General features: G+C 69.0%; 21 protein-coding genes. 8 read left to right on the top strand and 13 right to left on the bottom strand.

Annotated features, from left to right (window positions below):
• Positions 1–26: 26 nt before the first annotated feature.
• The 7 genes from mnmA to ABD987_RS27435 all read right to left on the bottom strand — a co-directional run bounded on the left by mnmA (position 27) and on the right by ABD987_RS27435 (position 7,400).
• Complete coding sequence (mnmA, locus tag ABD987_RS27465) at positions 27–1,118, bottom strand: tRNA 2-thiouridine(34) synthase MnmA (RefSeq protein ID WP_345399791.1); 1,092 nt, start codon at positions 1,116–1,118, stop codon at positions 27–29.
• Positions 1,119–1,121: 3 nt separating this feature from the next.
• Positions 1,122–2,312: a cysteine desulfurase family protein gene (locus ABD987_RS27460; RefSeq protein WP_345399788.1), complete on the bottom strand. Its 1,191-nt coding sequence runs from the start codon at positions 2,310–2,312 to the stop codon at positions 1,122–1,124.
• 63 nt (positions 2,313–2,375) lie between these two features.
• Positions 2,376–3,740 carry an MFS transporter gene (locus ABD987_RS27455; RefSeq protein ID WP_345399785.1) on the bottom strand — a complete coding sequence of 455 codons (1,365 nt, stop codon included), beginning with the start codon at positions 3,738–3,740 and terminating at the stop codon, positions 2,376–2,378.
• A gap of 50 nt (positions 3,741–3,790) precedes the next feature.
• Positions 3,791–4,672, bottom strand: coding sequence for a lysophospholipid acyltransferase family protein (locus ABD987_RS27450; protein WP_345399782.1), 882 nt, complete (start codon positions 4,670–4,672; stop codon positions 3,791–3,793).
• The gene (locus ABD987_RS27445; RefSeq protein WP_345399779.1) at positions 4,672–5,451 is read right to left on the bottom strand and encodes a GNAT family N-acetyltransferase; all 780 of its coding nucleotides are present in this window, start codon (positions 5,449–5,451) and stop codon (positions 4,672–4,674) included. Before ABD987_RS27445 ends, ABD987_RS27450 begins: the two co-directional genes overlap by 1 nt.
• A 177-nt stretch (positions 5,452–5,628) precedes the next feature.
• Positions 5,629–6,588, bottom strand: coding sequence for an electron transfer flavoprotein subunit alpha/FixB family protein (locus tag ABD987_RS27440; RefSeq protein ID WP_345399776.1), 960 nt, complete (start codon positions 6,586–6,588; stop codon positions 5,629–5,631).
• A gap of 26 nt (positions 6,589–6,614) precedes the next feature.
• Positions 6,615–7,400: an electron transfer flavoprotein subunit beta/FixA family protein gene (locus ABD987_RS27435; protein WP_345399773.1), complete on the bottom strand. Its 786-nt coding sequence runs from the start codon at positions 7,398–7,400 to the stop codon at positions 6,615–6,617.
• A gap of 241 nt (positions 7,401–7,641) precedes the next feature.
• Here ABD987_RS27435 and ABD987_RS27430 point away from each other — a divergent pair, with 241 nt between their 5' ends.
• Positions 7,642–8,490 carry a DegV family protein gene (locus tag ABD987_RS27430; RefSeq protein WP_345399770.1) on the top strand — a complete coding sequence of 283 codons (849 nt, stop codon included), beginning with the start codon at positions 7,642–7,644 and terminating at the stop codon, positions 8,488–8,490.
• On the opposite strand, the gene ABD987_RS27425 is transcribed toward ABD987_RS27430, so the two are convergent.
• Positions 8,468–8,893: a hypothetical protein gene (locus ABD987_RS27425; protein WP_345399767.1), complete on the bottom strand. Its 426-nt coding sequence runs from the start codon at positions 8,891–8,893 to the stop codon at positions 8,468–8,470. The genes ABD987_RS27430 and ABD987_RS27425 overlap by 23 nt on opposite strands.
• An 86-nt stretch (positions 8,894–8,979) precedes the next feature.
• Here ABD987_RS27425 and ABD987_RS27420 point away from each other — a divergent pair, with 86 nt between their 5' ends.
• The 3 genes from ABD987_RS27420 to ABD987_RS27410 are packed head-to-tail and all read left to right on the top strand — an operon-like array spanning position 8,980 to position 11,770.
• Positions 8,980–9,753 (top strand): class I SAM-dependent methyltransferase, encoded by a 774-nt coding sequence (locus tag ABD987_RS27420; protein ID WP_345399764.1) that lies wholly within the window; start codon positions 8,980–8,982, stop codon positions 9,751–9,753.
• Positions 9,750–11,261 (top strand): 1,4-alpha-glucan branching protein domain-containing protein, encoded by a 1,512-nt coding sequence (locus ABD987_RS27415; RefSeq protein ID WP_345399761.1) that lies wholly within the window; start codon positions 9,750–9,752, stop codon positions 11,259–11,261. The genes ABD987_RS27420 and ABD987_RS27415 overlap by 4 nt, the downstream gene beginning before the upstream one ends.
• A 20-nt stretch (positions 11,262–11,281) precedes the next feature.
• Complete coding sequence (locus tag ABD987_RS27410) at positions 11,282–11,770, top strand: glutathione peroxidase (protein WP_345399758.1); 489 nt, start codon at positions 11,282–11,284, stop codon at positions 11,768–11,770.
• Here ABD987_RS27410 and ABD987_RS27405 read toward each other — a convergent pair.
• Positions 11,739–13,541, bottom strand: coding sequence for a glycoside hydrolase family 2 protein (locus ABD987_RS27405; RefSeq protein WP_345399755.1), 1,803 nt, complete (start codon positions 13,539–13,541; stop codon positions 11,739–11,741). The genes ABD987_RS27410 and ABD987_RS27405 overlap by 32 nt on opposite strands.
• A gap of 179 nt (positions 13,542–13,720) precedes the next feature.
• Between ABD987_RS27405 and ABD987_RS27400 the strand changes: the two genes are divergently transcribed.
• Positions 13,721–14,974: a glycosyltransferase family 4 protein gene (locus tag ABD987_RS27400; RefSeq protein ID WP_345399752.1), complete on the top strand. Its 1,254-nt coding sequence runs from the start codon at positions 13,721–13,723 to the stop codon at positions 14,972–14,974.
• A 6-nt stretch (positions 14,975–14,980) separates the two neighbouring features.
• Here the strand turns inward: ABD987_RS27400 and ABD987_RS27395 are convergent, their stop codons facing one another.
• Together ABD987_RS27395 and ABD987_RS27390 are read right to left on the bottom strand one after the other, a co-directional pair.
• Positions 14,981–15,772, bottom strand: a complete 792-nt coding sequence (locus ABD987_RS27395) for a class I SAM-dependent methyltransferase (RefSeq protein WP_345399749.1) — start codon at positions 15,770–15,772, stop codon at positions 14,981–14,983.
• A 67-nt stretch (positions 15,773–15,839) separates the two neighbouring features.
• Positions 15,840–16,298, bottom strand: coding sequence for a DUF1348 family protein (locus tag ABD987_RS27390; protein ID WP_345399746.1), 459 nt, complete (start codon positions 16,296–16,298; stop codon positions 15,840–15,842).
• Positions 16,299–16,388: 90 nt separating this feature from the next.
• On the opposite strand from ABD987_RS27390, the gene ABD987_RS27385 reads away from it, so the two are divergent.
• Complete coding sequence (locus ABD987_RS27385) at positions 16,389–16,934, top strand: TetR/AcrR family transcriptional regulator (protein ID WP_345399743.1); 546 nt, start codon at positions 16,389–16,391, stop codon at positions 16,932–16,934.
• A gap of 149 nt (positions 16,935–17,083) precedes the next feature.
• Here the strand turns inward: ABD987_RS27385 and aceB are convergent, their stop codons facing one another.
• Positions 17,084–18,691, bottom strand: coding sequence for a malate synthase A (gene aceB / locus ABD987_RS27380; protein ID WP_345399740.1), 1,608 nt, complete (start codon positions 18,689–18,691; stop codon positions 17,084–17,086).
• A 77-nt stretch (positions 18,692–18,768) separates the two neighbouring features.
• Complete coding sequence (gene aceA / locus ABD987_RS27375; RefSeq protein ID WP_345399737.1) at positions 18,769–20,046, bottom strand: isocitrate lyase; 1,278 nt, start codon at positions 20,044–20,046, stop codon at positions 18,769–18,771.
• Positions 20,047–20,275: 229 nt separating this feature from the next.
• Between aceA and ABD987_RS27370 the strand changes: the two genes are divergently transcribed.
• Together ABD987_RS27370 and ilvA are read left to right on the top strand one after the other, a co-directional pair.
• Positions 20,276–21,700, top strand: coding sequence for a short-chain fatty acyl-CoA regulator family protein (locus ABD987_RS27370; protein ID WP_345399734.1), 1,425 nt, complete (start codon positions 20,276–20,278; stop codon positions 21,698–21,700).
• A 169-nt stretch (positions 21,701–21,869) separates the two neighbouring features.
• Positions 21,870–23,126 (top strand): threonine ammonia-lyase IlvA, encoded by a 1,257-nt coding sequence (gene ilvA / locus ABD987_RS27365; RefSeq protein ID WP_345399731.1) that lies wholly within the window; start codon positions 21,870–21,872, stop codon positions 23,124–23,126.

The following is a 23,126-nucleotide window of genomic DNA, read 5'->3' as shown; positions in this document are numbered from 1 at the left end:
GCGAAACCACTCGACAGGCTCCGAGGTCAGCGCGTACTCGAGATCTTCGCGCTACCCAGGACCAGGTCACCCGAAACCGCATCCGGACGGTAAAGCACGACGACCTGCCCGGGCGCGACGCCACGCAAAGGCTCTCGCAGTTGAACTGTCACCTTGTCGGACACGACTTCCGCCACAGCATCGACGATGCCACCATGAGCTCGGACCTGGACAACGCATTCGGTCGGGCCGTGCAACGGCCGCCCGCCAGGCCAGATCGCACGATCCGCCTCGATGACCCGCACCCCGAGGCCAGCCTTGGAACCGACCTTGACCGTACCGGACACCGGTTCCAGCGAGAGCACATACCGCGGCCGGCCATCGGGCGCGGGAGCTTCGATACCGAGCCCCTTACGCTGCCCGACCGTGAATCCGTGCACTCCGGTGTGCCGTCCAAGGATCGCCCCGGTTTCGGCGTCGACGAGGTCCCCCGGATGCTGTCCCAACCGCTTCTCGAGGAACGCCTTGGTGTCTCCGTCCGGAATGAAGCAGATGTCGTGGCTGTCAGGCTTCTTCGCCACCGACAGGCCGCGACGTTCCGCCTCGACTCGCACATCAGACTTCCACGAGTCCCCGAGCGGGAACATCGCGTGACCGAGCTGCTCGGGTGTCAGCGACGCGAGAACGTAGGACTGGTCCTTACCCTCGTCCACGCTACGGCGCAGCTCCGGCACACCGTCGTGCACAGCCAGGCGTGCGTAGTGTCCCGTCGCCACCGCATCGAAGCCGAGTGCCATGGCCTTTTCCAGCAACGCCTCGAACTTGATTTTCTCGTTGCAGGTGACGCATGGATTGGGGGTACGCCCCGCGGCGTACTCGCCGACGAAGGTCTCGACGACCTCCTCGGTGAAGCGCTCAGCGAAATCCCAGATGTAGAAAGGAATTCCGAGAATATCGGCAGCCCGGCGAGCATCGTGCGAGTCCTCGATCGTGCAGCAGCCCCGCGAACCGGTGCGCAGGGTGCCTGGCTTGGCCGACAACGCGAGATGCACGCCGACGACGTCGTGGCCGGCGTCCACCGCCCGTGCCGCGGCAACCGCCGAGTCGACGCCCCCGCTCATCGCAGCCAGTACTCGCATGCCCTACACCTCTTGCTTCTGTTTACGCATCCCGGCCAGCCCTGCCTGGCGGGCCCGCGTGACGACACCGCCGATCTCCTGGGCGAGCGCCGCGACGTCCGCCGCGGAGGACGTGTGACCGAGCGAAAACCTCAGCGAGCCACGTGCGGCGACCGGATCCGCGCCCATGGCCAGCAGTACGTGACTGGGCTGGGCGACCCCCGCGGTACAGGCCGAGCCTGTCGAGCACTCGATTCCCTTGGCGTCCAAAAGCATCAGGAGGCTGTCCCCGGCGCACCCAGGAAACGTGAAGTGGGCGTGGCCCGGAAGCCGCTCTCCCTCGCCACCGTTGAGCACCGCGTCCGGCACCTCGCGGCGTACTACGTCGATGAGCTCGTCACGGAGTTGTTCAAGCCTCTTGAATTGTTCTTCCCGGGCTTCGACGCACACTCGTACCGCGGCCGCGAAACCAACGATCGCCGGCACGTCCAAGGTGCCAGAGCGGACGCTGCGTTCCTGGCCACCACCGTGCAGAAGCGGTACGCACGGAGTGTCCCGGCCGAGAAGCAAAGCGCCCACACCATACGGCCCGCCGACCTTGTGCCCGGTAAGGCTGAGCGCCGCGGCTCCGCTGGCGGCAAAGTCGACCGGGATCGCGCCGACGGCCTGCACTGCGTCGGTATGCAGTGGCACACCGAACTCCGCGCAAACGGCCGCGAGTTCGGGGATCGGGTTGATCGTCCCCACCTCGTTGTTCGCCCACATGACCGTCGCCAAGGCGACGGTCTCCGGGTCCTCGGCGATAGCCGATCGCAACGTCTCGGACGAAACCCGGCCCTCGCCGTCGACCCCCAACCAGGTGATCTCCGCCTCGTCGTGTTCCTCGAGCCACTCGACGGTGTCCAGGACCGCGTGGTGCTCAACCGCGCCACACAGCACACGCCGCCGCTCGGATCGTTCGTTCCGGCGCGCCCAGTAGATGCCTTTGACAGCCAGGTTGTCGCTCTCGGTGCCGCCGCCGGTGAAGATCACTTCCGACGGCCTCGCCCCCAGGGCCTCGGCGACCGTCTCGCGCGCCTCTTCGACCATCCGCCGCGCGCGCCTTCCCGAAGAATGCAGGGCGGAGGCGTTGCCCACCGTGGGCAACGCCTCGGTCATCGCCGCAATGGCTTCCGGCAACATCGGGGTCGTCGCCGCGTGGTCGAGGTAGGTCATCGCCCCTTCAGGGTAGTCCGCTTCAGCGGGTGACGAAGCCCACCCTCAGGTCGGAGTGGGCTGTCACACCTTCGCCGTCCAGCGGCCCGTCAAACGAGCGCCGAGCACGGCGAGTGCGACGAGCACCACGCTGAGCACCGCTATCGCCGACGACGGGTGCCGCGCCGACGCCAAAAGGCCCAGGAGGACTCCGCCCAGCCCGATGAGCAGTGCGGATCCCACCCAGTCGGCAAGCTGCATCGCCGAAGTATTGAATCCCCGCTCACCTTCTGGCGAGTACCTAAGCAGAAGCACCGAAACCGCCGGCATCGCGATCCCCATCCCTGCCCCTCCCACCGCACAGACCACGAAGGCGATCCATCCGGGAGCCCAGGGCTGGGACACGAGCCCGAACCCGACCAGGCCCACCGCGACCAGAACGAATCCAGCACGAAGGGAGGATTCCCTCGACCAGTCGACGAACTTGCCCTGCACCGCGGACGCCGCCGACCAGCCCATCGCCGTGATGGTCAGCGGCAACCCGGCAAGTGCCGGGCCGTAGCCATGGACCGCGCTCATGGTCAACGGCAGGTAGGCCTCCATACCCGCGTAGGCGCCGGCGAGCAGCGCTCGCGAAGCCACGACCGTCGGCAACCCTGGGCGAGAGGTCAGGGTGCCCTTGGGCAGCAGTTTGCGCAGCGAGTACGTCAGTACGACGAGACCGGCCACCCCGGCAACGGCGGCGTACGCCGAACGCTGTTGCGCGGCCCAGGTCAGGGAGGCGACGCCGAGGGCCGCGACCACCGCCATGATCACCCCTGCCTGCCGTCCATCAGCCGCGGGCATGTGCGGCGGTAGCCGGCGGGCGACGACGACGAGCATCGCGATGCCCAGGACGACCAGGGGAACAAGCCCGAGGAAGACCCACCGCCAACCGACACTCACTGTGATCAAACCCGCCAGCGAGGGCCCGACGACAGCCGGCAATACCCACGCCGCCGCGTTCGCGGCGTAGATGACCGGCCGTTCCCTGTCGGTGAAGGTCAATGCGATGAGCAACGACACCGAAACCAGCAGCAGCCCAGAACCGAACCCCTGCAACGCCCGACCGGCGAGCAACAGCGACATACCGGACGCCGTCCCCGCCACGACCAGGCCGCCGGTGAAGAGGACGGGGCCCGCGAGCAATCCGGGGACCGGGCCACGCCGGTCCCCCATCCGTCCCGACAACACGGTGGCGACCACGCTGGCGATCAGGAACGTGACGAACGGCCACGCGTAGAGCGACAGTCCGCGCAGTTCGGCCACCAGCGTCGGCATCGCCGTGGCGACGCCCATGTTCTCGAAAGCGACCAAGGTGACGACGAGCAGTAGTGCGACGGTGGTCAACCTGCGTTCGGGCGCCCAGAGCACGCTGCCACGGGCAGGGGCCTCGGTCGTCCGGCTCATGATCGCCAGCCTGCAACCTCCAGCTCGGTGGAGGTCAATATGCGCGTTGGTCAGTTGCCGACCGAGCGCACCGGAGCGGAGACACGGACCGGCTTGCGACGTTGCGCGGGGATGCGGACTGTCCCGAGTGCCGAATGCACCGCGGCCTCCGCCAGTGACGCCAGCTCACGGCGGTTCGACGCGCGTCCGGGCGCGATCTCCGGGCACACCCGTACCTCGAGCACCAGCCCCTGTAAAGCGGCCACTCGGCGGAGCGACGCGATCAGGGACTCCGGACCGATGAACGCCGGTTGGCTGGTCTCCCTGCCGTCGGAAAGCCGGTACCGCAGCGCGATCGGGCGCACGGGGACGCCCCCGTCGATCGCGGCCTGGAAGGTGGCCGTCGTGAACCTGCCGGAAGCAAGGCCACACCAGGTCGTGCCTTCCGGGGTCACGTTCACCATCGACCCGGCGCGCAAGGCACCCGCGAGTTCGTCCATCGTTCCCGGCAACGTGCGAAGCCGCTCCCGGTCGAGGAAGATGCTGCCTCCCCGCGAGACGAGGCTTCCCAGCATCGGCCAGCTCGCGATTTCACGCTTCGCCAGCGCGCGCATCGGCCTAATCGCGTTGATCGCCACGATGTCCAACCATGAGATGTGGTTGTTCACGACCAACGCGCCACGTCCCGCTGACGCTGCGAGAAAGCCTTCTCCGCCGTGTACCACCAGCTTGACGCCAAAAGCACGCAGTACCCCGCGGAAGACCGCCCTGACCAACCGTTCCCGGCCCCTGCCGCGAAGAACCAGCAGAAGTGGAGCGCTCAACACGGCTACGAGGACAAGACCGATCGCCGCGGCGAACCGCAGCACCCGCCGAGGCAACGCCACCGTCGGCGCACCCTCGGTCAGACAGCCGTCCCCGCACGGGGAAGCGGGCATCCACGGATGCCTCATCACTGAGCTCCGAGAAAGAACTTCAGATAACGCTCGTCGACGTTGTGGAGGTCGAGCAGCACGAAGAAGTCGGCGACGCCGAAGTCCGGATCGTGCGCGGGCGGTCCACACACCTTGGCGCCGAGCCGGACGTAGCCCTTGATCAGCGGCGGGAGCAGCGAACGCGCGGGCCGGGCGACGCCATCGGCCACCCACGGCTGCAAGGGTGTGACACGGGCTGACTCGTCGGCGTAGTGCTTGGTGCGCAGGACGTCCCACACCCCGGCGGCGAAGCTGCCGTCGTCGGTCAGCGGCACCGAGGCGCACCCGGCGAGGTAACGATGTCCGGACAGGAGCATGTAGCGCGCGATTCCGGCCCACACCAGGCTGACGACGGCGCCGCTGCGGTGGTCGGCGTGTACACAGGAACGTCCGGTCTCGACCAGCGAAGGCCGGATCCCGTCGATCGCGGTGAGGTCGAACTCGCTGTCGGAATAGAGTTTTCCGGCCTCCGCGGCCCGCTCGGGCGGCAACATCCGATAGGTGCCGACGATCTCGCCCGTGTTGTCGTCCCGCACCACGAGGTGATCGCAGAACTCGTCGAAATAGTCGACGTCGAGCCCCGCTTGGAGGGTATTGAGGTTCGCGCCGACTTCTTCGGCGAACACCTGGTATCGCAGCTTTTGCGCGGCGACGACTTCGTCGTTTCCGTGGGCGACGAGCAAGGAGTACCTGGGGGCACCGGGCGGGGCCTCGACACCCGGCTGATCAGTGCTGACGAGGAGCTGTGACGTCGTCATGGTCAAGGTGTACCTGGCGAGCACGCGCCACAGCGAGAGCAATCCGATGACCGATTAGTGCACGTTCAGTGAATAGGGGGTTCTCAGGCTCCTCTCAGGTCCGCGAGTACCCCCGGAAACGCCGAATGGCCCTCCGGGAACATCCCGAAGGGCCATCCGAATCGATTCTGCCGGGGCTCAGCCCTTGCGCTTCTCGACGGCCTCGGTCAGCTGCGGGGCCACGTTGAACAGATCACCCACGATGCCGAAGTCGGCGATCTCGAAGATCGGCGCCTCGGGGTCCTTGTTGACCGCGATGATCGTCTTCGAGGTCTGCATGCCTGCCCGGTGCTGGATCGCGCCGGAGATGCCGAGCGCGATGTACAGCTGCGGCGACACGGTCTTGCCGGTCTGGCCGACCTGGAACTGCGCCGGGTAGTAGCCGGAGTCGACGGCAGCGCGGGAAGCACCGACGGCCGCACCGAGCGAGTCCGCGAGCTTCTCGACGACGTCGAACTTCTCCGCCGAGCCGACGCCACGGCCACCCGAGACGACGATCGACGCCTCGGTCAGCTCCGGACGGTCACCGCCCACCACCGGCTCCACGCCGGTGATGCGCGCGGACTTCGCCGGGTCGGCGGCCGGGATTTCGACGGTCTCCTCGGCCGCGGCACCCTCGGCCGGCGCCGCCTCCACCGCGCCGGGGCGCACCGAGACGACCGGGGAGCCCTTGGCGGACTTCGCCTTCACCGAGAACGCGCCACCGAAGATGGACTGGTCCACGCTGCCGTCGGCGTTGACGCCCACGGCGTCGTAGAGCAGGCCGGAGCCCAGCCGGACGGCGAGACGCGCGGCCACCTCCTTGCCCTCGGCGCCGGCCGCGACGAGCACGGCCGCCGGGGAGGCCTGCTCGGCCAGCTTGGCCAGCACGTCCACCTTCGGCGTGACCAGGAAACCGGTGGCGGCGTCACCCTCGGCGACGTACACCTTCGCGGCGCCGTGGGAGGCCAGCGCTTCCTTGGCCTTCGCCGCGGAGCCGGTCGGGCCGACGACGACCGCGGACGGCTCGCCGAGGGCACGGGCGGCGGTCAGCAGCTCGAGCGTGACCTTCTTGACCTCACCGTCGACGTGGTCGACGAGGACGAGTACTTCAGCCATTTCCCTATTCCTCCTCGAAACCTGTCTCAGATGAGCTTCTGGCCGACCAGGTATTCGGCGACCTTGGTGCCGCCGTCGCCCTCGTCCTCGGCCTTCTCGCCCGCGGTGCGCGGCGGCTTCGGAGCGGCTTCGATGACCGACGACCAGGCGTTGCCGAGGCCGACGTCGCCCGCGTCGACGCCGAGGTCGGCGATGGTCAGGGTCTCGACCGGCTTCTTCTTCGCGGCCATGATGCCCTTGAAGGACGGGTAGCGCGGCTCGTTGATCTTCTCACCGACGCTGACCAGCGCGGGCAGGTTCGCCTCGAGGTGCGTGATGCCGTCCTCGGTCTCGCGGTCCGCCTTCACGGTCGTGCCCTCGACGTTCAGCACGCGGACGTAGGTCAGCTGCGGAAGGCCGAGCAGCTCGGCGAGGATGGCCGGGACGGCGCCACCGCGGCCGTCGGAGGACTCGTTGCCGGCGATGATCAGGTCATAGCCGTCGACCTTCGAAATGGCGGCCGCGAGAACCTTGGCGGTGGCGATGGCGTCGGAGCCGTGCAGCGCCTCGTCGGAGACGTGGATGGCCTTGTCGGCCCCCATCGACAGCGCCTTGCGGATCGCGTCGGTCGCGCGGTCGGGGCCGACCGAGATCACGGTGACCTCGCCTTCGCCGGCTTCCTTGATCTTGAGGGCTTCTTCGACGGCCTTCTCGTTGATCTCGTCGAGCACGGCGTCGGCTGATTCACGGTCAAGGGTGTGGTCGGCGCCGGAGAGCTTCCGCTCCGAGTAGGTGTCCGGTACCTGCTTGACCAGGACAACGATGTTCGTCATGGGTCTTCTTCGACCTCCCGGTAGTGGCCGGCGTCGGCCACGGGACAGTGCTCTACTGGCCGGTAGATTAGGGCCATCCGGCGCCGTTGACCCGGCGAGGTGACCGCATTCACCTGGATGAGCAATCCAGCTGGACGATCGTCCCAGTAGTTTTGTTTTGACCCATCCCGGCGTTCACTCCACCGATCGGGCGAACAGTGGCCTACTCGGAGTAGGTGGTTAATTGTTAACCTCCGGCACCATGGCCGCCTCCATCGCCGTCATCACGGACTCGAGTTCCTGCCTGCCGGAGCAACTCGCCGCCCGCTGGGGTATCGGCGTCGCGCAGATCCAGCTCCACGTCGGCGACCACCTCGACGACGAACATCGCTTCGACCGCGCCGAGCTCATCGAGTCGATGCGCGCCGGCACCCCTGTCAGCACGACCCCGCCCGACCCCGGCGCGTTCTTCTGGGCATACCAGGACGCGGCCGCCCGGGGCGCGGCCGCCGTCGTGAGCATCCACATCTCGGGACGCATGTCCGCGACCGTCGAAGCCGCCCGCGAAGCGGCTCAACAGGTGCGCATCCCCGTGCACATCCTCGACAGCGGGACGCTCGGCATGAGCCTCGGTTTCGCGGCCGTTTCCGCGGCGCGGACCGCCGCCGCCGGCGCCCAGGCGGACCGGGTGATCGCGGCGGCGGAACAACGCTGCCGCACCAGCGCCGAGTTCGTCTACGTGGACACGCTCGAGTACCTCCGGCGCGGCGGGCGCATCGGCGCCGCGCAGTCCATGCTGGGCACGGCGCTCTCGATCAAGCCGTTGCTCACCGTGACCGCGGGCGAAGTCTCCCCGGCGTCACGCGCCCGCGGCACCAAGCGCGCCCTGGGCAAACTGGTCGACCTGGCAGTGCAGACCGCGGGGACGCGGCGCGTGGATGTCGCCGTGACCCGTTTCGGCGGGCCCGACGAGCGGGAACTCGAGATCGGCGGCGCGATCCGGCGGCGGGTGACCGGCCTCGGCGAAGCCCTCCTTGTCGAGGCCAGCACCGTCATCGGCGCCCACGTCGGTCCGGGCGCCATCGGCATCACGGTGTCGCCGGTGTCGTGACCCGCCGCCCCGGCAGCAGGATCAGCACCAGCGGCACCAGCGCGCCCAGCCCCGTTGTCGCGACGATCAGTATCCGGTCCACGCTGTCGAAGTGGACGAGGTGAACGAGGTGGTAAGCGAAGTGCGGGACGCCGAACAGCAGCGCGGCGACGCCGGCGAGCCGGGCCGTCGCCGTCGTGCCGATCACCGCCGCCCCGACCAGGACGACGGCGAGTGCGAGGTTCAGCCCGCCGAAATCGCGGAGGAGATGTTCGTTGAAAGGGCCGTCCATGGCCACCCAGCCCCGCCGGAACCCGGGAAAATCCTGGTAGAAGCCCATGGGAGCCACCAGCGGCCAGACGCCGACACCGGCCTCGACCACGCCGAAGACCACGAGCAGCACACGTGTGAAAGTCCGTTGCATACCCCATGGACAAGACAGCTCCCCCAAACGTGACATCGCCTGCCGCCCCACCCGTTCCGGCCGCGTCACCCGCTAGGGTCGCGAGCGTGACCACCCCAGCCACGCGGGCCGAAGCGCTGCATCTCACCGGCGAACGGACCGTCCCCGGCATCGCCGAGGAGAACTACTGGTTTCGCCGCCACGAGGCCGCGTATCTCGCCCTGCTGCCCTCCTGCGCGGGCGCGACCGTCCTGGAGGCAGGGTGCGGCGAGGGGTACGGCGCGGGACTTCTCGCCGGGCACGCCCGCCGGGTGGTGGCGCTGGACTACGACCGGCCGACCACCGAGCACGTCGCCCGCCGCTATCCCACGGTCGCGGTCGCGCGCGCGAATCTCGCGTTCCTGCCGTTGCGGGACGCTTCGGTGGACGTCGTGGCGAACTTCCAGGTGATCGAGCACCTGTGGGACCAGGCCGGATTCCTCGCCGAATGTCACCGTGTGCTCGTGCCCGGCGGGCGGCTACTGGTGACCACCCCGAACCGGCTGACCTTCACCCCCGACAGCGAAACTCCGCTCAATCCGTTCCACACCAGGGAACTAGCACCGTCCGAAATGGACTCACTGCTGACCGGCGCGGGATTCGAGGTCGAATCGCTGCACGGCCTGCACCATGGTGAGGCCCTCCGCGCGCTCGACGCGCGGTACGGCGGCTCGATCATCGACGCCCAGCTCGACGTCGTCATGGGTGAATTACCCGGTCAGGCGACCTGGCCGCCCGCGCTGCTCGCGGACGTCGAGGCCATCCGCGCCGAGGACTTCGTCATCCACGGGGAAGACCTCGACGCGAGCCTCGATCTGGTCGCCGTGGCGGTGCGCCGGTGAGCGAGTACGAGGGCACCTTCTGCCTGGTGGTGCACAGCCACCTGCCGTGGCTCGCACATCACGGGAGCTGGCCGGTCGGCGAGGAATGGCTCTACCAGGCCTGGGCGCATTCCTACCTGCCGATGGTCGACCTGCTGCGCCGGTTCGCCGACGAAGGCCGCCGTGACGTGCTCACCCTCGGCATGACGCCGGTGCTCGCCGCCCAGCTCGACGACCCGTACAGCATCGCGGCGTGCCACGACTGGCTCGGCCACTGGCAGCTGCGCGCACAGCACGCGGCGACGTTGTGGCGGGGCGACCCGCTGCTGCGCGAGCTGGCGGCCGCCGAGCACCGTACCGCCATCAACGCTACCGAGGAACTCGAAACCCGTTGGCGCCACGGATCTTCTCCCATTCTTCGCTCCCTTGTGGACAGTGAGACGATCGAACTACTCGGCGGCCCGCTGGCCCATCCGTTCCAGCCGTTGCTGGAGCCGGCGGTACGCGAGTTCGCGCTGCGCGGCGGTCTCGCCGACACCGAGCTGCGGATCGGCCACCGCCCGGCCGGGATCTGGGCGCCGGAGTGCGGCTACGCGCCGGGCATGGAAGGCGACTACGCGGCGGCGGGCGTCCATCGGTTCCTGGTGGACGGCCCGTCGCTGCGGGGCGACACGGCGGCGGCGCACCCGGTCGGCGAATCCGACGTCGTCTGCTTCGGCCGCGACCTCGAAGTCACCTATCGCGTTTGGTCGCCCAAGGCGGGGTATCCGGGGCACGCCGCCTATCGCGACTTCCACACCTGGGCGCACGAAGTCGGCTTGAAGCCGTCCCGGGTCACCGGCAAGCAGATCGAACCGCCGGACAAGGCGCCCTACGATCCCGCGCTCGCCGCCGACGTGCTGGGCCTGCACGTCAAGGACTTCGTGGACACCGTGGTCACGCGGCTGCGCGACCTCAAGTCCCGGCACGGCCGGGAATCGCTGGTGGTCGCGGCCTACGACACGGAGCTGTTCGGCCATTGGTGGCACGAAGGTCCGGCGTGGCTGGAGGGCGTGCTGCGCGCGCTGCCCGAGGCGGGGGTCCGGGTGACCACCCTGCGTGGCGCTCTCGAAGCGGGCCACCTCGGCGCGCCCATCGATCTGCCCGCCTCCTCCTGGGGGTCGGGCAAGGACTGGCGGGTCTGGGACGGCGAGCAGGTCGCCGACATGGTCACGGCCAACACCGCGCTGCAGCACCGGCTGCTCGACCTCGCCGAATCCGTGGACAGCACTGCCCGGGACACCGTCGCCGATCAGGCCGTCGCGGAGGCGATGCTCGCGCTTTCGAGCGACTGGGCGTTCATGGTCACCAAGGACTCCGCCGCCGACTACGCGCGTCGCCGCGCCCGCGTCCACACCGAACGGTTCGACGCGCTGGCGACGTTGCTGCGCGACGGCGATCGCGCCCGCGCGCACCAGCTCGCGTCGACGTTCCGCGGCGACGACAACCCGTTCGGTCATCTCGACGCCAGGGCGCTCAAGAAGCGCTGACCACGAAGAAAGGGACCACCATGGGGATCCACGACATTCCGCTCAAGACCCTCGCCGGCCAGGACACCACGCTCGGCGCGCTCGACGGCAGGGCGCTGCTGGTGGTCAACGTCGCGTCGAAGTGCGGGCTGACCCCGCAGTACACCGGTCTGGAACGCCTGCAGGAGCGCTACGGCGACCGGGGATTCTCCGTCGTCGGCTTCCCGTGCAACCAGTTCGCCGGCCAGGAGCCCGGCACGGCCGAAGAGATCCAGACGTTCTGCTCGACCACTTACGGCGTCTCGTTCCCCCTGTTCGAGAAGGTCGATGTCAACGGCGAGAACCGGCACCCGCTCTACGCCGAGCTGACCGGCACCGCCGATGCCGAAGGCGCCGCCGGTGACGTCCAGTGGAACTTCGAGAAGTTCCTCGTCGGTGCGGACGGCTCGGTGCTTGGCCGGTTCCGCCCACGCACCGAGCCCGAGGACGAAACCCTCGTCAAGGCGATCGAGGCGGCGCTGCCGAGCTGACGTCCGCCCCGGCGCTGCCCGCCGCGATCACCGCGCGGTTGCGGGCGGCGGCGGTGGCGAGGTCGAGTTTGACGACCCGGCGGTCATAGGTGAGGAAGCCGTTGACCTCGTTCTCGACATCCGTGATCTGGGTGTAGATCGCCCCCGCGACGCCGCCTTCGCGCGCCAGCCGTTCCAGCCGCTCACTGAGCTCGACGTAGCGCTCGGTGAGCCGCTGGGCGGTCGGCGCCATCTCGTAGGCCTGCGGCGGCCCCGGCCACCGATGGTCGTCGAGCACCAGGCCCAACCCGCCGTACTCGCCGTCGAAGACGACACGTTCGTCGTTCTCCGGGGGCTCGCCGGGCCCCACATAGGTGTGATCGTCGTAGACGTCGCCTGCGCCACTGTCAGGTCGGGAGAAGCAGCAGTTGACGCCGCTGTTGGCGATGACCAGCCTGCCCGGGTCGAGCTTCTTGACGGCCTCGGCGACACGCGCGGTGTCGAATTCGCCCCAGCCCTCGTTGAACGGCACCCACCCGATGATCGAGGTGATCCCGCGCAGCTGCGTGATCATCTCGGCCAGTTCGGCCTCGAACCGGGCCTTGGCCTCCGGCACCGGATCGGGCGCCGGGCCGGGCGGGCCGTCGAAGGACACGGTCAGTGCGGGCATGTCCTGCCAGACCAGCAGGCCCAGCCGGTCGGTCCAGTAGTACCAGCGGGCCGGTTCGACCTTGACGTGCTTGCGGACGGAGTTGAAGCCGAGTTCCTTCGTGCGTTCCAGGTCGAAGCGCAGCGCGTCGTCGGTGGGGGCGGTGTAGATCCCGTCCGGCCAGTAGCCCTGGTCGAGCGGGCCGTGCACGAACGTGACGTGGCCGTTGAGAGCGATGCGCGGACGGCCGTCAGAGCCGGGCAAGACCTCCACGGTGCGAAGACCGCCGTAGCTGCCGACCTCGTCGAGGACCTCACCGTTCCGGTCGAGCAACCGCACGGTCAGGTCGTAGAGGAACGGGTCCTCGGGACTCCACAGCCGTGGCCGCGGAATGGCGACGCGCACCGGCTCCCCGGCCTCGCCGACGGCCCGTGCCACGTCGCCCGAGCTTCCGTCGCCACATTTCGGCAACGCCTCCACCTCGACCCGAGCACCGCCGGTGACCTGCGAAAACACCGTGAAGCCGGTGAGGTCCGAGGTGACTTCGAGGGCCGCGACGTGCGCCGCGGGCACCGGTTCGAGCCAGACGGTCTGCCAGATTCCCGACGCCGCCGTGTAGCAGATCCCGCTCGGATCGTTGCGTTGCTTGCCGACCGGGAAGGTCGCGGTGTCGGTGTGGTCCTCGGCCCGGACGGTGAGTTCCTGGGAGCCGGACGCGCGAAGGACGTCGGTGATGTCGGCGCTGAACGCGGTGTGGCCGCCCTCGTGGGTGGCGACCCGCTGGTTGTTCACCCACACCGCCGCCGACTGGTCGACCGCGCCGAAGTGCAGCAGCACCCGGCAGCCCCGCCAGTCCTCCGGGACCTCGAACACGCGCCGGTACCAGAGGACCTCGTCGTGCCTGCCGATCCCGGACAGGGCCGACTCGGGCGGAAAGGGCACCAGGATGCGTTCGCCGTAGCCGGACGGCCGCGGCTCGTCGCCGGAAACCGGCCATCCGGCGTACTCCCAGACGCCGTTCAGGTTCAGCCAGCGTGGCCGGGTGAGTTGCGGCCTCGGGTACTCGGGCAGCACGGCGCCGGGTCCGACCTGCGCGGTCCACGGCGTCGACAGGGGCGGGTCCACGTGCTCGAGAAAAGTCATCACCCTCGATGGTGGCAGAGATTCGCACCGTCGTGGGTGACCTATTTCACATCATGGCAGCGCGGCCTGACCACCTGCGCGGCCGTCCCAGCTAACGCCGTGTACTAAAGCCGGACCTGGGCGCCGAACGGCATGGCGGGGGCGCCCGCGAGAGACCAACTCGCGAGTAACCTCCTCCCATGCGCGTGCTGATGTTGTCCTGGGAATACCCGCCCGTGGTGGTCGGCGGCCTGGCACGGCACGTGCACGCGTTGGCGCGTCATCTCGCCCGGCAGGGGCACGAGGTCGTGGTGCTGTGCCGGCACACGGCGGGCACGGACGCCGAAACGCATCCGCGCACCGATCGCGTGGTCGAGGGGGTGCGGATCATCCGGGTCGCCGAGGACCCGATGCACGTGACGTTCGAACGCGATCTCGTCGCGTGGACGCTGGCGATGGGCCACGCGATGATCCGCGCCGCGCACGATCTGCTGCGCGGCTGGCAACCCGACGTCGTGCACGCGCACGACTGGCTGGTCACGCACCCGGCGATCGCGATCGCCGAGGCGGCCAGGGTGCCGCTGGTCGGCACCATCCACGCGACCGAGGCGGGACGGCACTCGGGCTGGCTGTCCCATCCGCTGAACCAGCAGGTGCACTCGGTCGAATGGTGGCTCGCGAACCGGGTGGACGCGCTGATCACCTGCTCGCAGGCGATGCGCGCGGAGGTGGCGCACCTGTTCGAGATCGACGGCACGGACGTCACGGTGATCCACAACGGCATCGAGGAACGCAGCTGGCAGGTCCCCGCCGAGGAGATCGCCCGCGCCCGCGAGGTCTACAGCCCGGACGGCGCGCCGCTGCTGCTGTACTTCGGCAGGCTGGAATGGGAAAAGGGCGTTCAGGACCTGCTCTCGGCACTGCCGCGGATCCGCCGCGAGCATCCGGGGACCCGGCTCGTCGTCGCCGGAAAAGGGCGACACTTCGACGAGCTGGTCGAGCAGTCACGGCGGCTGCGTGTGCGGCGCGCGGTCGACTTCGTCGGCCATCTTTCCGACCGTGACCTGCGTGCCGTGCTGGCCGCCGCGGACGCCGTCGTCCTGCCCAGCCGGTACGAGCCGTTCGGCATCGTGGCGCTCGAGGCGGCCGCGGCGAAGGCGCCGCTCGTCGCCTCGACGGCGGGCGGGCTCGGCGAGGTCGTCGTGCACGGTGAGACCGGGCTCGCGTTCGCGCCCGGTGACGTCAACGCGCTCGCGGACGCCGTCGAGACGGTCCTGAACGACGGCGACGCGGCCACCAGGCGCGCGCTGGCCGCGCAGTCACGACTGGCCGCGGACTTCGACTGGAACCGGATCGCCGAGGCGACCGTCGCCGTTTATCGGCGAGCGCGGCCCGGGGAGCCGGCCGAGCTGGGCCGCCCGAAGATCGCCACCGGCAACGCCTTCGAAATCTGACCGCGCTCAACGCGGCACCCGGCCGGTCAGCAGGCGGACTCGCACCGATTCGACGAACGGCGCGTGGGGCGTCAGTGCTTCACGGACTCGATCGGCGAACTCCGCCCGTAGTTCCGGCGCGGGCAGCCGGTCCACGCTCATCGCCGAAAAAACGCCACCGACGACATCGTCGACGTCCAGGTGCCCGGTGTACTCGACGGTCCGGACGTCGACCCGGTATCCGGCTTTGACCAGTTCCGCCCGGTATCGCGCGTGGCTGGCCTCGTCGGTGCCGCAGGTCCGGGTGAGCCGCCTGCCCAGCCAGCTCTCCAGCACCTCGCGCAGCGCGCGGGACCACGGGGAGTCCTGGAGCCACAACGGCTCGCCGTTCGTCACCACCGCGACGCCGCCGCCGGGACGGGACAACGACCGCAACGCGCGAAACAGCGGGGCCGGCTCCATCCAGTGCAGGGCCTGTCCGATCGTGGTCACGCCGAGGCGATCGTCACCGAGCAGCGTCCCGAGGGCGGGCACATCGGTGTCGCCACCGAGCAGCCACGTCACGTTCCGGATGTTCTCGTCCAGCGCGGCACGCCGGGCCCGGACGAGCATGTCGGGCTCGGGATCCATGCCCAGCACGGCACGGACACCGGCCGCGATCGGGCGGGCCAGCTGACCGGTGCCGCAGCCGAGGTCCAGGACGACATCGGCCGCGGACAGTCCGAAAACCTCGGTCAGTATCCCGAACACCGCGGGCGGGTAGCCCCGCCGGAACCGGTGGTAGAACTCGGTCACCTCGCCGCCGAATCCCAGGCTCATCCACTCAGCCTGCCGTGATCGGGCTGTCGTGACGCGCGGTTTCGCTTTCGGCTGAGCGCGCCCATGGTCAGAAAATCGGCAGCGAAAGCCCATATTCGACTTTCGGCCGCGGGCCGTGGATCCGGCGGTCGGCCTCCGTGATCGGCACGTCGTTGATGCTCGCCTCACGGCGGCTCATCAAGCCCTCGCCGGTGAACTCCCACAACTCGTTGCCGTAGCTGCGGTACCACCGGCCGTCCGCGGTCCGGCACTCGTACTGGAAGCGGACGCCGATCCGGTTGCCCCGGAATCCCCACAGCTCCTTACGCAGCACGTAGTCCAGCTCCCGTCGCCATTTTTCGGCGAGGAACTCGACGATCTGGGCACGGCCCACGACGTAGCGGTCCCGGTTCCGCCAGACCGAGTCCTCGGTGTAGGCCAGCGCGACCCGTTCGGGATCGCGGGTGTTCCAGGCGTCTTCGGCGGCCTGGACCTTCTGGCGGGCCGTGTCCTCGTCGAACGGTGGGAACGGCGGACGTGACGTCATCGGATTCTCCTTCGAAGACGGGGAGAACGGTCGTTCTCTTCCTGTCGAGTACAGTAGAGAACGTTCGTTCTCCACGCTAGGGCAGGTGACATGGATCCCGCGGAAGCGACCGAGCGACTGCTGGAGGCCGCCGAGACGTTGTTCTACGCCCACGGCGTCCAGGCCGTCGGAATGGACGCCGTGCGCGAACGTTCCGGTGTGTCCCTGAAACGGCTGTACCAGTGTTTCCCGTCGAAGGACGACCTCGTCGAGGCGTATCTGCTACGGCGCGATGAGCGCTGGAGAGCGTCCTTGCGCGGTTTCGTCCGCGCGCACGGCGACGATCCGCTGGCCGTGTTCGAGTGGCTCTACGACTGGTTCCGCGAACCGGACTTCCGCGGTTGCGCGTTCATCAACTCGTTCGGCGAGTTCGGCGAGCCCACACCCCGGATTCTCGCCGCCATCCGCAAGCACAAGGACGAGGTCCGCGCGTACCTCCGCGAACTGGTACCTGACCCACCGCTCGCGGACATGCTTTTCTCGCTCGTGGAAGGCGCGACCGTTCTCGCGGCCATCGGCGGGGACCCGGGCGAAGCGGCTACTGCCCGCGAGGCCGCGGCGGTGCTGATCAAGGCGAACAAGAGGCGCCGGACGTGAACGAGCCCGGTGGCGGGGAGCCTCCGCCACCGGGCTCGTTCGGCCACACCGTCCCAAACCGATGTGGATCCCGGCCGTCCTTCGTCAGGTAAGGACGGCCGGAGCGCGAAACACTCTCTACCGGCGAGAGCGCATCGACACAGCCAGGCTCACCGAAGATCGGTGAGATACCGCGCGTACGCACTCGTGGTGAGGAAGCTCGGCAGCTTCTCGCCCAGCGCGGTCTCGGTGAAAATCGCGTACGCGTCGTCGAGCCGGGTGCCTTCGCCGAGGTCGGCACGCACCGACGCCAGCTCGTCGTCCAGGAACTCGACCGCGAGTTCGCGCGTCAGCACCGTCCCGTCTTCGAGCTTCGTGCCGTTGCGGATCCACTGCCACACCTGGCAGCGCGCGATCTCCGCGGTGGCCGCGTCCTCCATCAGGTTGTGGATCGCGGCCGCGCCGGTACCGCCCAGCCAGGCGTCGATGTAGCGCAGCGCGACGTTGATGTTCGCGCGGACACCGGCCTCGGTGACCTCGCCACCGGCGCTCGCGACATCGAGCAGATCCTCGGCGGTGACCTCGACGTCCTCTCGCAGCTTGCCGAGCTGGTTGGGCCAGCCGCCGAGCACGGTGTCGAAGACCTCGCGGCACACCGGGACCAGGCCGGGGTGCGCCACCCACGAACCGTCGAACCCGTCCCCTGCCTCGCGTTCCTTGTCCTGGCGGACCTTCTCCAGCGCGGTCGCGTTGACCTCGGGGTCTCGGCTGGGGATGAACGCGGCCATGCCGCCGATCGCATGCGCGCCGCGTTTGTGGCAGGTACGCACCAGCAGTTCGGTGTAGGCACGCATGAACGGCACGGTCATGGTGACCTGCGCGCGGTCGGGCAGCACGAAGTCCGCGCCGTGCGAGGAAAAGTTCTTGATGACGCTGAAGATGTAGTCCCACCGGCCGGCGTTGAGACCGGCCGCGTGTTCGCGAAGCTCGTAGAGGATCTCGTCCATTTCGAACGCCGCGGTGATCGTCTCGATCAGCACGGTCGCGCGGATGGTCCCGCGCGGAATGCCGAGTTCTCGCTGCGCCAGCAGGAAGACGTCGTTCCACAGCCGGGCTTCGAGGTGGCTTTCCAGCTTCGGAAGGTAGAAGTACGGGCCGCTGCCGCGCGCGATCAGCTGACGCGCGTTGTGGAAGAAGTACAGCCCGAAGTCGACCAGGCTCGCCGAAACCGGGCGGCCGTCGATGCGGATGTGCTTCTCCACCAGGTGCCAGCCGCGCGGCCGGGCGACGATCGTGGCCGGTTCGTCGCCGACGACGTAGCGTTTACCGGCCTCGGTGGTGAAGTCGATGTTGCGGCGGATCGCGTCGAAGAGGTTGAGCTGCCCGTCGATCACGTTGTGCCAGGTCGGGGACGTCGCGTCCTCGAAGTCCGCGAGCCACACCTTCGCGCCGGAGTTGAGCGCGTTGACCGTCATCCTGCGGTCCGTCGGCCCGGTGATCTCCACGCGGCGGTCCTCGAGCCCCGGCGCGGATTCGGCCACGCGCCACGTCGGGTCGTTGCGGACGGCCTGGGTCTCGGGCAGGAAACCGAGCGGCTGCTCACCGGACTGGAGCTTCTCACGGCGCGTGCGGCGGGCGTCGAGCAGCTCGCTGCGGCGGCCGGCGAAAGCGTTGTCGAGCTTGACCACGAAGTCGATCGCGGCGGGGGTGAGGATCTCGGCGAACCGGTCGCCGGTGGGCCCGGCGACCTCGACGCGGTGGGTGAGGCTGTCGAACATGACACACCTTCCGTTGTGGCCGGTGTGGTGCGGCCCCCAGGGGGAGGGAGGGGCCGCACCACGGCTACCGGGCTGGGTCAGAACTGGGCTTCCTCGGTGGAACCCTTGAGCGCGGTGGTCGAGCTGGTCGGGTTCAGCGCGGTCGCGACCTGGTCGAACCAGCCGGTGCCGACCTCACGCTGGTGCTTCGTCGCGGTGTAGCCACGGCTCTCCGAAGCGAACTCGCGCTCCTGCAGGTCGACGTAGGCGGTCATGCCCTCGCGGGCGTAGCCGTGGGCCAGGTCGAACATCGAGTAGTTCAGCGCGTGGAAGCCGGCCAGGGTGATGAACTGGAACTTGTAGCCCATGTGGCCGAGCTCGCGCTGGAACTTCGCGATCGTCGCGTCGTCCAGGTGCTTCTTCCAGTTGAACGACGGCGAGCAGTTGTAGGCCAGCATCTGGTCCGGGTACTTCGCCTTGATCGCCTCGGCGTACTTGCGTGCCACCTCGAGGTCCGGCTCGGAGGTCTCCATCCACAGCAGGTCGGCGTACTGGGCGTAGGCCAGGCCCCGGTCGATGCACGGCTCGATGCCGTTACGGACGGTGTAGAAGCCCTCGGCGGTGCGCTCGCCGGTGGTGAACTTCTGGTCGCGCTCGTCGACATCGCTGGTGAGCAGGGTCGCGGCCTGCGCGTCGGTGCGGGCGACGATCAGCGACGGAACGTTGAGCACGTCGGCGGCCAGCCGGGCCGCGTTCAGGGTGCGCTCGTGCTGCTTGGTCGGGATCAGGACCTTGCCGCCGAGGTGACCGCACTTCTTTTCGGAGGCGAGCTGGTCCTCCCAGTGCACCCCGGCCGCGCCGGCGGCGATCATGCCCTTCATCAGCTCGAACGCGTTCAGCGGGCCACCGAAACCGGCCTCGGCGTCGGCGACGATCGGGGCGTACCAGTCGATGTCGGTGTTGCCCTCGGCCCAGGTGATCTGGTCGGCGCGGCCCAGCGCGTTGTTGATGCGGCGGACCACGGCGGGCACCGAGTTCGCCGGGTAGAGGCTCTGGTCCGGGTAGGTCTGCCCGGCGAGGTTGGCGTCGGCGGCGACCTGCCAGCCCGACAGGTAGATCGCGCGCAGCCCGGCACGGACCTGCTGGACGGCCTGGTTACCGGTGAGCGCGCCCAGCGCGTGGATGTAGTCCTCGGTGTGCAGGAGGTTCCACAGCTTCTCGGCACCGCGACGGGCCAGGGTGTGTTCCTCGACGACGCTGCCGCGCAGCTTCACCACGTCGGCGGCCGAGTAGGTCCGCTGGACGCCCGCCCAGCGCGGGTCGGTTTCCCACTGCTTTGCCAGCTCCTGGGCCGCCTGCTTGGCCTGCTCGGTCATCGAAGTCTCCCGGGTGTTGCGAAGTTTGCGATTGCTCGCCTTTCCTGCCGTGACCTTTGCACGGCAACGAAAATCCGGTCCAGATCTCCAATTTGCCAATTTCTGCGAAGCTTCCGTACGCTTCTGTGAAGGTTGCGAATCGACGGTTCGCAACCGGGACCAAAAACGCCGGACTTGATCGTTCACGTAATCGTTCAGGGCCGGAAACCTTGCGGACTCCGGAGGCTTGGTGGACAAAATTTTCGCCGGCGCGCGGCTACGGCATCTGCGCGAGACCCGGTCGATGAGCCAGGCCGACCTCGCTCGTGTGCTCGAGATCTCACCCAGTTACCTCAACCAGATCGAGCACAACTCGCGGCCGCTGACCGTCCCCGTGCTGCTGCGGATCACCCAGGCGTTCGGGGTCGACGCGGAGTTCTTCGCGGGCAAGGACACCTCGCGGCTGGTCGCCGACGTCCGGGAAGCGCTGCTCGACGAGGTGCTCGGCCTGGACGTCACCACCGGCGAACTCAACGAGCTGGCCTCCAACCTGCCGACGATCGCGCAGGCGCTGGTCAAGCTGCACCGCAGCTACCGCAACGCCGTCGAGAACACCGCCGCGCTGACCACCGAAAACGGCCTCGGCCTGCACGGGAGCGCCGCCGCGCCGCTCCCGCACGAAGAGGTGCGCGACTTCTTCTACGAACGGGAGAACTACGTCGCCGAGCTGGACGATCGCGCCGAACGGATGGCCGCGGAGATCCCGTTACGACGCGGCGAGGTGATGGTCATGCTCAAGCAGCGGCTGTGGCAGCGCTACGGGGTCGAGGTCACCAGCGCCGGGATCGACGAGTCGGCGGGCGAACAGCACCGCTACGAGCCGCAGGGCCGGGTGCTCCGGCTGGCGCCCAGCCTGCGGGTCGGCCAGCAGGCCTTCCGGATGGCCTCCCAGATCGCGTTGCTCGAATACGACGATCTCATCACCGAGCTCGCCGATTCGTGGGCGTTCTCCGGTCCGGCGGCGCGGTCGCTGGCGCGCGTCGGGCTGGCGAACTACTTCGCGGGCGCGCTGATCCTGCCGTATGGCGCTTTTCTGACCACGGCCGAGAAGTTCCGCTACGACATCGAGCGGCTGTGCGACCACTTCGGCGTCGGTTTCGAGACGGTGTGCCACCGACTGTCGACGCTCCAGCGTCCGAAACATCGCGGCGTGCCGTTCTCGTTCGTCCGCGTCGACCGCGCGGGCAACATGTCGAAACGGCAGTCCGCAGCCGGGTTCCACTTCAGCCGGGTGGGGGGCGCGTGCCCGTTGTGGAACGTCTACGAGGCGTTCACCTCTCCCGGCAAGATCCTGACGCAGATCGCGACGCTGCCCGACGGCAAGAGCTACTTCTGGGTCGCGCGGGCCGTGTCGCGGAACATCGGCGGGTACGGCAGCCCCGGCAAGACGTTCGCCGTCGGGCTCGGCTGCGAGCTGCGGCACGCCGGCAGGCTGGTCTATTCGACCGGGCTCGACCTGGACGAGCCCGCCGCGGCGACGCCGATCGGGATGGGCTGCAAGGTCTGCGAACGCCCGGCCTGCCCGCAGCGGGCGTTCCCGACCATCGGCAAACAGCTCACCGTGGACGAGAACACCAGCACGTTCGTGCCCTACCCGGCGGTGCCCAAGAGCTGACGAACGCCGTCGCCGAAATTCGGCGACGCCGGGGCCGCGGCTCGCGTCATCGGTCGCCTCCCGTCGCCGTTTTTCGGCAACGCCCAGGTCAGAGGCCACATTCGGGCGGTAGGAAGGGGCGGGAAGCCCCGGCGCCGGTACCGCCAACCGGGTCAGTACATTCGTCGAGGTGCACGACATCGACACGGTGACCGCCGACCTCGTCGAGCGGGCCGCGGGCCGGCTGGCCGGGGTGGTCACCAAGACGCCGCTGGAACCCAACGCCCGGCTTTCGTCCCGCGTGGACGCGCGGGTGTGGCTCAAGCGCGAAGATCTGCAAACGGTCCGTTCGTACAAGATCCGCGGCGCCTACAACTTCATCGTCCAGCTCGACGAGGCGACCCGTGCCCGCGGCGTCGTGTGCGCGAGCGCCGGGAACCACGCGCAGGGCGTGGCCTACGCCTGCCGCAGGCTTGGCGCGAACGGCCGCGTCTACGTCCCGGGCACGACGCCGCGGCAAAAGCGCGAGCGCATCGCGACGCTCGGCGGCGCGCACATCGAGGTCATCGTCGTCGGTGAAACCTACGAGGACGCTTTCGCCGCTTCTCAGGAGGACGCGCGCCGCACGGGCGCCACGCTGGTGCCCGCCTTCGACGCCGTGCAGACCGTCGCCGGACAGGGCACGGTCGCGCTCGAGATCGTGGAACAGCTCGGCTTCGTCCCGGATGTCCTGGTCGTGCCGGTCGGCGGCGGCGGGCTGCTCGCCGGAATCACCAGCTGGGTCGGGCAGCGGCACCCCGAGATCCGTGTCGTCGGCGTCGAACCGGCGGGCGCGACCTGCATGGCGGCGGCGCTGGAGGCGGGGCACCCGGTGCGGATCGAGGCCGTCGACTCCTTTGTGGACGGCGCGGCCGTGCGCGAGGCGGGCGCGGTCACCTATCCGCTGGTCCGCGACAGCGGTGCCGAGCTGACCTCGGTGGCCGAGGGCGCGGTGTGCACGGAAATGCTCGCGATGTACCAGTCCGACGGCGTGATCGCGGAGCCCGCCGGCGCGCTGGCGACCGCCGCGCTCGGGGACCCCGTGAAGGTCGAACCCGGCCAGACGGTGGTCTGCGTCGTGTCCGGCGGCAACAACGACGTCAGCCGGTACGGCGAGATCGTGGAGCGCTCGCTGATCCACGAGGGCATCAAGCACTACTTCCTCGTCGGCTTCCCGCAGGAGCCCGGTGCGCTGCGACAGTTCCTCGACGAGGTACTCGGGCCGGACGACGACATCACCCGTTTCGAGTACGTCAAGCGCAACAACCGCGAGACCGGACCCGCGCTGATCGGCGTCGAACTCGCGCGACCGGAGGACCTCGACGGGCTTCTCCATCGGCTGGCCGCCAGCCCGCTGCAGGTCGAACGGGTCGAGCCGGGCAGCCCGCTGTTCCACTTCTTGGTGTGA

The organism is Amycolatopsis samaneae, assembly GCF_039541975.1.
Taxonomy (GTDB): Bacteria; Actinomycetota; Actinomycetes; order Mycobacteriales; family Pseudonocardiaceae; genus Amycolatopsis; species Amycolatopsis samaneae.
The sequence above is the reverse complement of the archived record's forward strand: the minus strand, read 5'-3'. Positions and strand labels throughout refer to the sequence as shown.